Here is a 12,362-nt window from a genome sequence, read left to right on the forward strand (position 1 = left end):
ATCATATTTGATGCTCTCTTTTTTGCATCCATTACAAAAGCCTGATGCTTTTTGCACCAGGCTTTTTCATTATTTAAAATCCTAGGATCGCCTTTATTAAAGAGGTTGTTTCTCCGCCATGATAAATGACATACAGCAGAATGTAAACGGCTACTCCAGTAATCCCAGTGAAAAACCAAATGATACTTGTCGTAGGCCCGATTTTTTTATGAATGACAAATTTCCCTTTAAACCCAGTGGTAAGCATGATGATTCCCAAAACAGCTCCAGTTGTAGCAAGCGTTATGTGGAAGATCAAAAAAATCGTATAATAAATTTTAATGTCAGCGGGTCCACCAAATGACGTACTGCCAATAAAGACCGTACGAGAAAGATATATAGCGAAAAAGATTACCGCAAAAACAGCAGCTACCATCATGGTTTTTTTATGGGTCTCGATCTTGCGTTGTTTAATTTGATACCAGCCTATTGCAACAGTGATGGCACTTAATACAATAAAAGCTGTACTTATCGTTGGAAGGATTGGTAAAGACATATGAATTGTAGTCCTCTCTATATTTATTAATCAACTACCATTTTATAAGAGGTAATCATAAAATACAATAAAATCAAGTATTATTAACAGAATGCTCACTTTTATAGAAAAGCCAAGACAAATCACTAGCTATTTGCTTTTCAATTGATATCCATTCCCCAGCAATACTTAGCAGCAATGACATACAAAAAACTTGTCCGGCCTAGACAAGTCTTTTGCGGTTCACCTATTTTACAGTCTGAAAATCCGAAGGAACCGGATCGATATCATTTTGCCCGCCATTCTCCTGTTTGAACCAAGCAAAGAAAATGACACCTAATACATAGCCTAATACGATTTCTTGAATCACCTTCATCAACACCCCACCAAGCTGTTGATCCTCAAGCAATGGCAATCCATTGAACATTTCCGGACCACTGAGCGTTAAATTTGACAGTGCTGAAGCAGGTACGCAAAGTTCCATGGCACTCGCCCAAGATTCAGCATTCGTAAATGTATCATACATTGGGGCATTAGCAAAAATGATTAAAGCACAAGCTGGAGTCATTAATATGCCACTTCCGAAAATATAAGCCACCTTTTTTACACCCGATAGGCTTTCGTGTTCTGGCAGTTGATTAACAAGTGGGAACCACATCAGAACTGCAGTCGTAAATAAGAGCACCGTGTATCCGGCATGAATCCACATCCCCGTTTTGATAAAGTCGAACACTAGCGGGATATGGTACAACGAGAATAGGACATTAAATAGTAAAAGGGCGACAAGGGGCCTCGTGAAAAAATGAAAAAACGCATTCACTCCCCTTGAATTTATGAAAGATCTCCAAACCCAATCTGGTATCGCAATAATAAATAAAGGCGGAATCACCAGATAGAGCAAGGCCATTTGAAACATATGGGCACTGAACATGATATGGCTCAACAAGTCCAGTGGCGATCCTTTTACTATATAAAGTAGGATCATAGCAATTAAAAAATAAGTTGTCTGTTTAACGAAAGGGGATGAACTTCCCGAAAACTCTTCCCTTTTTTTTGTCACCAGCCAAAAATAGCCAACGGTTATAAGTACGAGGACGGCAAAATAGTAAGGACTCCATAAAGCTCGAAATCCGAAAATATCAATAGACAAAAAAATCACCTCGTTCATAAACTTTTTCTTACTTTATTATACCTAAATTAAAACTTAGTAACAAATATAGATAAACTTGGATTCCTTTTCTGGAAAATCAACACATACATAAAGAAAACCGGCTATCATTCAATAGCCGATTTTCTTTATGATTTATAACCAAACGATCGTTGTGAATACAAGGACAGTTATCAAGCCGACTGCAAGGCCAGAAAATAAAAACAATGCAATGGTACCATGCCCTTTATGCTTCATATGCATAAAATAATACAGTTGGAAAATCACTTGTATAACTGCCAGCAGCAAAATGACCGGTTTAATGAACCAATGTGAAAAACCTTCAATTCCTACTGCAGCAAAAGATAGTAATGTAAAGAAAATCATTAGCACAAATGTTATCACTTGATGTTTCATCTCTTCAGCATTTTTCTTACGGCGATATTTTAAATCGACATTCGGGTTCGCTGAATTTGACTGTTCATTCGCCATCAGTTATCCCACCATTCCCATTAAGTATACGACTGTAAAGATAAACACCCAGACTACGTCAATGAAATGCCAATAAAGACTCGCGATATAAAATTTAGGGGCATTGTATAAATTCAAACCCCTTCTTGCATTGCGCACCATCAGAGATATGAACCACATTAAACCAAAGGCAACGTGTCCACCGTGAAAACCGACTAACGTATAGAAAGCGGAGCCGAATGCACTACTTGTAAATGTATGATGATATTCATGAACATAGTGATTAAATTCATAAATCTCAAGGCCTAGGAAACCAAAGCCAAGAGCAATCGTAATGACAAACCAGGCTTGCATTTGTTTAAAGTGGTTATTTTTCATATGGTATACCGCATATACGCTTGTTAATGAACTGGTCAATAACAGCATGGTCGCAACAAAAGTAAGCGGTAATTCGAATAAATCTTTTGCTAGGGCTGCTTCACCATTTGGTACTTTATCCTTTAAGGCAAGGTAAGTTGCAAATAGGGAGGCAAATAGGACTGTCTCTCCACCAAGAAACAACCAAAATCCCAAATACTTATTTTTCCCTTCCAGAGTTGCTTTTTCGGGAGCAGCAGGCCAAGTGGCATCCGTGAATTTTTCATCTGTTTGCATTATGCCTTCCCTCCCTTGTCTTTATCGTCCATTAATTCCTCTTTATGGATATGGAAACCATGATCATCTTTAACGGAACGGATTAACATCGATCCGAATGTGATCAAAAGCCCAACGATGATGATAGGCAGTGTCCATGACTTGTCATCCATATGATATAAAGCACCGAATGCGGCTACAAATAAACCCAAAGCAATCGTTACAGGCAGAATGGATGAATTCGGCATATGGATATCCCCAAGTGGTTCTGCAGGAGTCATTTCCTTTTTACCTTCCATTTTCTCAACCCAGTAAGGATCTAAACCGCGGACCAGCGGAAGTTGTTTAAAATTATAAAACGGCGGTGGTGATGCAATGGCCCACTCAAGCGTACGGCCATCTCCCCATGGATCATTGCCGACTTTTTCATTTTTTACAGATGTAATGATTATATTGATGACCATAACCAAGACACCAAATGCCATTAAGAAGGCTCCAACGGTACTTATCATATTACCTGCATTGAAACCTTGATTGTCCAAGAACGTAAATACGCGACGAGGCATACCCATCAGACCTAAGAAATGTTGAATGAAGAATGTTAAATGGAAACCAATCAAGAACGTCCAAAATGTGATTTGCCCCAATTTTTCACTTAACATCGTTCCAAACATCTTCGGCCAATAGAAATTGATTCCAGCCAGTAATCCCAATACAACCCCACCGACAATTACATAATGGAAATGGGCAACAACGAAATAACTATCATGGTATTGATAATCTGCAGGTGCTGATGCAAGCATGATACCTGTCACGCCACCCATCGTAAATGTAGGAATAAAGGCAACGGCATAAAGCATCGGAACCGTGAACTTGACACTTCCACCCCACATCGTAAAAATCCAGTTGAATATCTTAATACCTGTTGGTACCGCGATTGCCATGGTAGCTACAGCAAAAATCGCATTTGCGATAGGTCCCAAACCTGTTGTAAACATATGGTGGGCCCATACCATGAAACCTAAGAAACCGATTAAGACGGTTGCGAATACCATCGAGGAATAACCGAACAATCTTTTTCTCGAGAATGTAGCAAAAATTTCAGAAAAAATACCAAATGCAGGAAGAATCAGGATATACACTTCCGGGTGACCGAATATCCAGAATAAATGCTCCCAAATGATCGTATTTCCCCCTGCTGCTACATCGAAGAAATTCGCGCCAAACATCCGATCGAACATCATTAGCACCAATCCTACGGTAAGCGGAGGAAAAGCGAATAATATCAATGCAGAAACGACGAAAGTTGACCATGTAAACAGCGGCATACGCATATAGGTCATGCCCGGCGTACGCATATTAATAATGGTAACAAGGAAATTGATCCCTGCCATTAGTGTTCCAAACCCTGATAATTGTAGTCCAAGGACATAAAAATCTATGCCATGGCCAGCGGAGTGCAGGGAAAGTGATGCATATGATGTCCAGCCTGCATCAGGAGCCCCCCCTAAAAACCACGAAAGATTCAAAAAGACTCCTCCGAAGAAAAATAACCAAAAACCTAACGAGTTTAAAAATGGAAACGCAACATCACGTGCCCCTATTTGTAAGGGTACGACCGCATTCATTACAGCGAATACTAATGGCATGGCCGCCAGAAATATCATTGTCGTACCGTGCATGGTCAATATTTCATTATAAAATCCGGCACTTACGAAGTCATTATTTGGAATTGCAAGCTGGATACGGATAAACATCGCTTCCAAACCGCCGATTACAAAGAATAACCCGCCAGAGATAAGATATAAAATGGCGATTTTCTTATGGTCTACCGTCGTCAGATAATCCCAAATCGTAGCGCCAAATCCTTTTTTATTAGCGTACGTACTCACGATTTAACCTCCTTAATTAATGTTCTATTTTTCTTCCACTTTAAGCTCTAAAAGATAAGCTGCCAGTGCATTAATATCTGAATCTGAAAGTTCACCGTAAGTACCTGTCATCGTGTTACCCGGTTTATACTTCTCAGGATCCTTGATCCAATTTTTCACATTTTCTTCAGTGTGATCCAATACGCCAGCAATTTTTTGACGCTCACCGAAGGTAGACAGATTCGGTGCCTGACGAGCAGCCTCAGGCCTGCTGTCATTTGGTGTCACCGCATGACAACCTATACAACTTTTATTAAACACAGCTTCACCCTGCTTGGCTACATCACCTTCCACGACAGGCTCTTTCGTGGCTTTCATATCTTTAGCCCAAGCTTCAAAGTCACTTTTAGACTTCGGTACGACCTTAAAATCCATCAAGGCATGGGAAGGACCGCAAAGTTCAGCACATTTCCCGTAAAATAAGTTGTTCGAATCTTCTGCCTTTTTACTATCGAATTCTAAGTAAAACTTATTGACTCCCTCTGTATTTGTATCCATCTTTCCTCCGGCAGCCGGTATCCAAAATGAATGCTTGACATCTGAAGCAGTAAGATTGAAATAGACTTTTTGGTCGGTTGGCACAACCAAATCCTGACTTGTGATAACGCCAAGGTCTGGATATTCAAACTCCCACCAATAAAGGTTCGCCCTAACATTCACGACAAGAGCATCCTTCGTTTTTCCATCCTTATCTTTCTTATCCATTGCCTTTGTGTCAGCTAAGTCGAAAGTCGTGACGACAGTTGGAACAGCCAGAACAATTAAAAGAAGGATAGGGATAACAGTCCAGATAATTTCGAGTTTATGACTTCCTTCAATTTGTTTCGGTATTGTTTCGTCGCCTTTCTTCCGACGGAAGCGCAGTAAAACTACAACGAACAAAATAATCACAACAATAATAACCAGTACCATGATTAGTGTACTCAATATCAGTAAGTCATACTGAGATTGCGCAACATCGCCAGCTGGCTTCAGTGCGGATAGAAATGGTTCGCCGCAGCCCGAAAGGACAAGTCCTACAATACCCAGCAAAGCAATTAGGCGCCATTTGTGCAGCCTTTTTTTCATAGTTTCAGAAACCCCTCTTTCGTCAAAATTTTCTCACAAAAATAAAAATGGGCGCAATTGCGAATATTCTCTCTATGTCAATTTCTAAAAAGAAAGAATCCCTAATCTAAGGAATTACTACGAAGATTCATGTAACCGCTCTTATGAATGACCTGTTGACTCCGTTAATATGTATGAAATGGCGGTTAGTGCATTATTTATTGGTAAGCTGAAGCCTGTACAAGAACAGGCTTCAGTTTAATTTAACCAAAACTAGATAAGTGTAACAATAACCATCGCTACAAATAAAATGGTCATATAATTTAAAGAATATACAAACATGGATGTTGCCCATTTAACATCATCTTTCTTTTTGTACCCTTTAATCCCCAAAATAAGCCAACCTGTGCTCAATAAAGCAGCAAGAACTACCAGTGGAGTTCCTAATGGAGTTAAGAAGAAAGGAATGAACATTAAACAAATGATCCATAACATAATTGATCTTTTAGCAGCCTTGAACCCTTTTACAACCGGAAGCATCGGTACCCCCGCTGCACGATATTCTTCGACACGCCTCATTGCAAGTGCATAAAAATGAGGCGGCTGCCACAAGAACATGATTGCAAACAGAACCCAAGCAATCATATCAAGGTTAGGGTCAACGGCAGCCCACCCGATTAGTGGAGGTACCGCTCCAGATATGCTGCCTATAATCGTATTTGAAACAAATCTGCGTTTAAAAACCATGGTATATAAGACAACATAGGCGAAGACGCCAAGTGCACCAAGGATGGCAGTTGTCATATTTGTCAATGCGAGTAAAATCAGCCCGGCGGCAATTAAACCAAAGCTTAACGCCAATACCTTTGAAGGTTGTACTTTCCCAGTTACCGTTGGCCTGTTTTTCGTTCTTTCCATTAAATGATCGATATCACGGTCATAATAATTATTGAAACTGCATGATCCCGCCATAATAAGTGCCGAGCCTGCAAGTGTATAAAACACTACATCCAGATTACTTAAGAAGCTAAGCCCCGAAAAATGAAGGGCTAACCATACGCCGGTAAAGGCTGTAATTATATTTGAATTGACAATCCCCACTTTTATCAGTGCGAGAAAATCCTTCCAAGCAGTTGTTTCCGGTATATCCGATTGAAGGGCGGCTTTACTGTCCTTCATGACAGCTTCCGACAAACCCCTTGTTTCTGACATTTGTTTTCCTCCTTTAAATCCATTCAGCAAAGACGCAATGTAAAAAAAAATACTTACATATGCTATAGAACATTATTTCATACTTTTTGATATTTGTAACCAAAGAAGCGTAAACAAAAAGTAAATTATTTACCAATGACCGTTACCAATGGAATCCATCAATAGCTACTATTCTTAATATCATGCTTAAAAACAGTAAAATTTAGTAAAATCATTTCTTCAATATATTAAAGCATATTTTTGGAAGCTTTTGTGAAAATTTTTTGTATATTTTTGACCAATTTGTGTCTCGATAATTTCACTGCACATGATAAGTTTGTCATCAAGAACACGAATCGTACGTTATTATGATCATCCCCTAGGTCTATCTCTATTTTGCACCTACTTGAAGGTTTACACTCCCTTTATTTCTATCAAAGTCTTTTGCAACTTTCAACCATTTCGGGCATTTTAATTAATGGCCATAATATTAACTGAACTTGTAAAATCATTCTATTTTGTGTAATATCGAGGAAGTTCGACAAATATTATGTAAAATCTTATGCTATTATGAATTGTATGGAATAAACTAACTTGTCTACAGAGAAAAAGGTGGGACTACTAGTGAAATCGTCTCTTAAATGGTTTGCTGTTTTAACTACGATTGTAATGCTTTTCATCTTACTGGGTGGAGCTTTAGTCACGAAGACGGATTCCGGCATGGGATGCGGCAGGTCCTGGCCATTGTGCAATGGTCAATTGATCCCTGACAAAATCACGCTTGAATTGATCATTGAGCTTTCCCATCGACTCGTTTCAGGTACAGGAGGATTCCTGGTTTTAATTTTATCGTATTTATCTTGGCGAAAAATTGGCCATATTCGCGAAGCACGCTTCTTATCCGTTCTTTCTTTTAGTTTTCTGTTATTACAAGGGCTGATTGGAGCAGCAGCCGTCCTTTGGTCACAATCCGATTTCATTCTGGCCCTGCATTTTGGCATATCACTCATTTCCTTTGCTTCCGTCCTTTTACTAACACTATTGATTTTTGAAGTGGACAAGAAGTTCGAAGCAGAAAAACTTATAGTTGATAAACGAATGAAATTCCATATTATCGGCGTATTGATTTTCAGTCTAGTAGTGGTATATACGGGTGCCCTTGTGAGGCATACAGAATCTAGTTTAATCTGTAAGGATTGGCCTTTATGTGTGAATGACAGCCTTGCGCTCCCCTCCAACCTTTATGAATGGGTTCAAATGGGGCACCGTGCAATTGCTGGCATGATTTTCATTTGGGTATCTTATGTGACTTATATTGCTCATAAATATTACAAAAATCAAAAAGTATTATATGGCGGTTGGATTACTGCATTCATTCTCGTTTTTTTACAAGTTACCGCTGGAGCCTTTATCATTGTCTCAAGGCTGAATTTATATATCGCTTTGGCACACGCATTGTTCATTGCCTGCTTTTTTGGAGTAATGAGTTACTTGATGCTATTGACTTCAAGAAGCAAAAAAAATGCCCTAGCCATGCAAAAAGGAAGCTCCCCCCATATTGTCAACGGACAGGACGAACAGGATATAACGCCAACGATCCCCGCTCGTTAATGTCTGATTGTTCAATCAATAAGATAATAAGATAAAACAAAAACCACCATTCCCGAGAATGGTGGTTCTTTCTTTACCTTAAGAAGACATTCCATATGGCAACACATTGCCTAAAGGAGGGCATAGGGCAGCTTGAAACTTCAAGCCAACCCAATATGACCCAAATCATCCAAAAGGCCCCAAGCAGCGATATTACTTAGTTAATTCAATCAATAAATCACCGGTACTAATTGCTTCTCCATCTTTAACATAAATGTCTTTAATGGTACCGGAATAAGGTGCTTGCACGGTAGTTTCCATTTTCATCGCTTCCGTAATGATCAAGTGATCACCCTGTTTGACCTGATCGCCTTTCTCGACGACCACACGAATTACCGTACCTGGCATTGTCGCACCGATTTGTTCTTTATTTTTTGGATCAGCTTTCATTTTTGATATAACAGAAGATTTAATGTTTTCATCTTTGATGATCACTTCTCGTGATTGTCCATTCAAATCAAAATACACAACCCTTGTCCCATCAGCCAACGGTTCTCCGATTGATACTAATTTAACGATGAGCGTTTTACCCTTTTCGATTTCAACTTCAATTTCTTCCCCTAGTCTCATTCCATATAAGAAAGTAGCGGTATCAAGGTTGGAAACATCGCCAAACAGATCAATGGTTTTATTGTAATCCAAGAATACTTTTGGATATAGGGCATATGCAAGTACATCGAAATCCGTGACAGCCCGTCCCGATTCCTTGAATAATTCTTCTTTAAGCGCACCAAAGTCCACTTCTTCCAATAATTCACCCGGTCTTACTGTTATCGGTTTTTTCCCCTTTAGGATAACTTCCTGTAGCTCTTTCGGGAATCCACCAACCGGCTGACCGAGGTAGCCTTCGAATAATTCTATTACTGAATCAGGGAAATCGATGGTTTTGCCTTTTGTCAGAACATCTTCTTCAGTTAAGTTATTTTGAACCATGAATAACGCCATGTCCCCAACGACTTTGGAAGAAGGTGTTACTTTAACGATATCACCGAACATTGCATTGACACGCTGATACATCTCTTTCACTTCATGCCAGCGTTCCCCCAGCCCCACAGCTTTAGCCTGTTGCTGCAGATTGCTATATTGACCGCCAGGCATTTCGTGTTTGTATACTTCGGTATGAGGTGCATTCATGCCGCTTTCGAAGTCATGGTATAATTTCCTGACCTCTCCCCAATACTCTCCTAAGCGCTCTAGTGAATCGACTTCCAATTTAGGCTGTCTGCTTGACCCTTCCAGTGCATAATGCAAGGTTTGTACACTTGGCTGTGAAGTTAGCCCGGCTAAAGACCCAATTGCCGTATCAACGATATCCACACCAGCTTCAATCGCTTTTGAATACATGTAAATCCCGTTCCCGCTTGTATCATGAGTATGCAGATGGATTGGAAGGGATGTCGTTTCTTTCAATTCCGACACAAGACGGTAAGCGGCATCCGGTTTCAGGAGACCAGCCATATCTTTGATCGCTAAAATATGGGCACCGGCATGTTCCAATTCCTTCGCCATGTTTTTATAGTAGTCGATATTATATTTGCTGCGTGATGGATCATTCAAATCCCCAGTATAACAAATGGCCGCTTCGGCAATTTTTCCAGATTGACGGACAGCATCTATAGCGACTTCCATCCCTTTAACCCAGTTTAAACTATCGAAAATACGGTAAACATCAATACCTGCATCCGCTGATTTCTCTACGAATTCACGAATGACATTATCAGGGTAATTTTTATAGCCAACTGCATTTGAAGCCCTTAAAAGCATTTGTAAAAGGACGTTCGGTGCTTTTTTCCTGAAACTTAACAGCCTGTCCCATGGATCTTCCTTCAAGAAGCGATAAGCTACATCAAAAGTCGCCCCGCCCCACATTTCCATTGAAAATAAATCAGGAAGAAGTTTTGCTGTAGGCTCAGCGATATCAAGGATATCTTTCGATCTAATTCTCGTCGCCAATAAAGATTGATGTGCATCACGGAAAGTCGTATCTGTGATCAATACCTCTTTTTGCTCTTTAATCCAATTAACAAGTCCTTCTGCACCTTTTTGTTCCAGAATATTTTTTGTACCCGAAATAAGCGGCAGGCCACCAACATTCGGAATTGGAGCAGGATCGAAGACAGGTTTTTTCTTTTTCTCAACACCCGGGAAACCATTTACCGTAACATTTCCGATATAGGAGAGCATTTTTGTCCCACGGTCTTTCCTGACCGGGAAGTTAAACAATTCCGGTGTTGAATCAATGAAGGATGTATCATATTCTCCATTGATGAATTTTTCATGTTTAACAACATTTTCAAGGAAGGGGATATTTGTTTTAATCCCACGGATCCTGAATTCCTTAAGATTACGAACCATTTTAGAAGCTGCTTGCTCAAATGAAAGCGCATGAGTGGAAAGTTTAACGAGAAGGGAATCATAATAAGGTGTGATCACCGCACCTTGGAACCCGTTCCCAGCGTCCAGACGGACACCAAATCCCCCACCGGAACGGTATACCATCATTTTCCCGGTATCGGGCATGAAATTATTCAATGGGTCCTCAGTCGTCACCCGTGATTGAATGGCATACCCATGTGTTTTAATTCCTGCTTGTTCTGGAATTCCTATCTTTTTGCCATGAAGCTCATGCCCTTCTGCAACCATGATTTGGGATTGAACGATATCAATGCCAGTAATCATTTCAGTAATGGTATGTTCAACCTGTACCCTTGGATTGACTTCAATAAAGTAAAATTCGCCATTTGCTACGAGGAACTCGACCGTACCAGCATTGACATAGTCGATATTTTCCGCCAACTTGACTGCTGCTTCACAAATTCTTTCCCTTAAATCCTCCGTAAGGGAAACGGAAGGTGCAACTTCCACAACTTTTTGGTGCCGTCTCTGTACGGAACAGTCACGTTCATATAGATGGACGATATTCCCATGAGTATCAGCCAATATCTGAACTTCGATATGCTTTGGATTTTGTATGAATCTCTCAACATAGACTTCATCATTACCAAAGGCTGCTTTTGCTTCGGATTTTGCCCGATCATAAGCTTCTTCAACTTCTTCAATTTTTTCGACAATCCGCATTCCACGTCCGCCGCCGCCTAAAGAGGCTTTTATAATAATTGGAAAACCGTATTGTTCACCAAATTCCTTGACCTCATTTACACTGGTCACTGGTCCATCGCTACCAGGTATGACCGGGATATCAGCTAGTTCAGCTTGTGTTCTTGCTTTTACTTTGTCACCAAACATATCTAGGTGTCTTGATTCTGGCCCGATGAAGATTATTCCTTCTTCTTCACAACGTTTCGCAAAATCAATATTTTCTGAAAGGAAACCATAACCAGGATGAATTGCATCGACTCCGCTCATTTTGGCAATCGCAATTATACCTTCAATATCCAGATAGGCATCAATCGGCTTTTTGCCTTCCCCAACGAGATATGCTTCATCCGCTTTATATCGGTGATAAGAGCCATAATCTTCTTTTGAATAGATTGCAACTGTATGAATATCTAATTCTGTACATGCACGAAAAATCCGTATCGCTATTTCTCCACGATTAGCCGCAAGTACTTTTTCTATACGTTTCCCCATTGCTACCACCCTCATCAATATGTATTTTATTTATTAAATATTTAGAAAAAAAGCGTGATGGTTACACCACTTTTTATTCACAAGTTTATTTCCCCAACAAAGGATACCGATCTTATAAGGTCCATTTTATCGTTGTTGTAATTATTTTGATATATTTTCACATTTATCTTTTCATGTATCCTAACTA

Annotated in this window: 9 protein-coding genes; 1 reads left to right on the forward strand and 8 read right to left on the reverse strand. The window is 39.8% G+C overall.

Annotated features, from left to right (window positions below):
* Positions 1-73 precede the first annotated feature (73 nt).
* From ACFWE9_RS01900 to cyoE, 7 genes are all read right to left on the reverse strand, one after another.
* On the reverse strand, positions 74-535 hold the full coding sequence (locus ACFWE9_RS01900; RefSeq protein WP_377355353.1) for a DUF420 domain-containing protein: 462 nt from the start codon (positions 533-535) through the stop codon (positions 74-76).
* Between the two features lie 226 nt (positions 536-761).
* Positions 762-1,664, reverse strand: coding sequence for a cytochrome c oxidase assembly factor CtaG (gene ctaG / locus ACFWE9_RS01905; protein WP_230157471.1), 903 nt, complete (start codon positions 1,662-1,664; stop codon positions 762-764).
* Positions 1,665-1,817: 153 nt separating this feature from the next.
* Positions 1,818-2,153: a cytochrome c oxidase subunit IVB gene (ctaF, locus tag ACFWE9_RS01910; protein WP_230157472.1), complete on the reverse strand. Its 336-nt coding sequence runs from the start codon at positions 2,151-2,153 to the stop codon at positions 1,818-1,820.
* 3 nt (positions 2,154-2,156) lie between these two features.
* Positions 2,157-2,786: a cytochrome (ubi)quinol oxidase subunit III gene (locus tag ACFWE9_RS01915; protein WP_230157474.1), complete on the reverse strand. Its 630-nt coding sequence runs from the start codon at positions 2,784-2,786 to the stop codon at positions 2,157-2,159.
* The gene (gene ctaD / locus ACFWE9_RS01920; protein WP_230157475.1) at positions 2,786-4,657 is read right to left on the reverse strand and encodes a cytochrome c oxidase subunit I; all 1,872 of its coding nucleotides are present in this window, start codon (positions 4,655-4,657) and stop codon (positions 2,786-2,788) included. The genes ACFWE9_RS01915 and ctaD overlap by 1 nt, the downstream gene beginning before the upstream one ends.
* A gap of 24 nt (positions 4,658-4,681) precedes the next feature.
* Positions 4,682-5,764, reverse strand: coding sequence for a cytochrome c oxidase subunit II (gene coxB / locus ACFWE9_RS01925; protein WP_230157476.1), 1,083 nt, complete (start codon positions 5,762-5,764; stop codon positions 4,682-4,684).
* A gap of 252 nt (positions 5,765-6,016) precedes the next feature.
* A complete protein-coding gene (gene cyoE / locus ACFWE9_RS01930; RefSeq protein ID WP_230157477.1) occupies positions 6,017-6,955 on the reverse strand; it encodes a heme o synthase in 939 nt (312 codons plus the stop codon).
* A gap of 603 nt (positions 6,956-7,558) precedes the next feature.
* On the opposite strand from cyoE, the gene ACFWE9_RS01935 reads away from it, so the two are divergent.
* On the forward strand, positions 7,559-8,545 hold the full coding sequence (locus ACFWE9_RS01935; protein ID WP_230157478.1) for a COX15/CtaA family protein: 987 nt from the start codon (positions 7,559-7,561) through the stop codon (positions 8,543-8,545).
* Positions 8,546-8,737: 192 nt separating this feature from the next.
* Here the strand turns inward: ACFWE9_RS01935 and pyc are convergent, their stop codons facing one another.
* Positions 8,738-12,175, reverse strand: a complete 3,438-nt coding sequence (gene pyc, locus ACFWE9_RS01940; RefSeq protein WP_377355354.1) for a pyruvate carboxylase — start codon at positions 12,173-12,175, stop codon at positions 8,738-8,740.
* Between the last annotated feature and the right edge of the window lie 187 nt (positions 12,176-12,362).

The sequence above is a fragment of the Peribacillus sp. NPDC060253 genome (assembly GCF_042727425.1).
Classification (GTDB): domain Bacteria; phylum Bacillota; class Bacilli; order Bacillales; family DSM-1321; genus Peribacillus.

What these genes read in the sequence shown, in the direction of transcription:
- ACFWE9_RS01900 (WP_377355353.1), bottom strand. Translation starts at nt 535, where the DNA reads ATGTCTTTACCAATCCTTCCAACGATAAGTACAGCTTTTATTGTATTA.
- ctaF (WP_230157472.1), bottom strand. Translation starts at nt 2,153, where the DNA reads ATGGCGAATGAACAGTCAAATTCAGCGAACCCGAATGTCGATTTAAAA.
- ACFWE9_RS01915 (WP_230157474.1), bottom strand. Translation starts at nt 2,786, where the DNA reads ATGCAAACAGATGAAAAATTCACGGATGCCACTTGGCCTGCTGCTCCC.
- coxB (WP_230157476.1), bottom strand. Translation starts at nt 5,764, where the DNA reads ATGAAAAAAAGGCTGCACAAATGGCGCCTAATTGCTTTGCTGGGTATT.
- cyoE (WP_230157477.1), bottom strand. Translation starts at nt 6,955, where the DNA reads ATGTCAGAAACAAGGGGTTTGTCGGAAGCTGTCATGAAGGACAGTAAA.
- pyc (WP_377355354.1), bottom strand. Translation starts at nt 12,175, where the DNA reads ATGGGGAAACGTATAGAAAAAGTACTTGCGGCTAATCGTGGAGAAATA.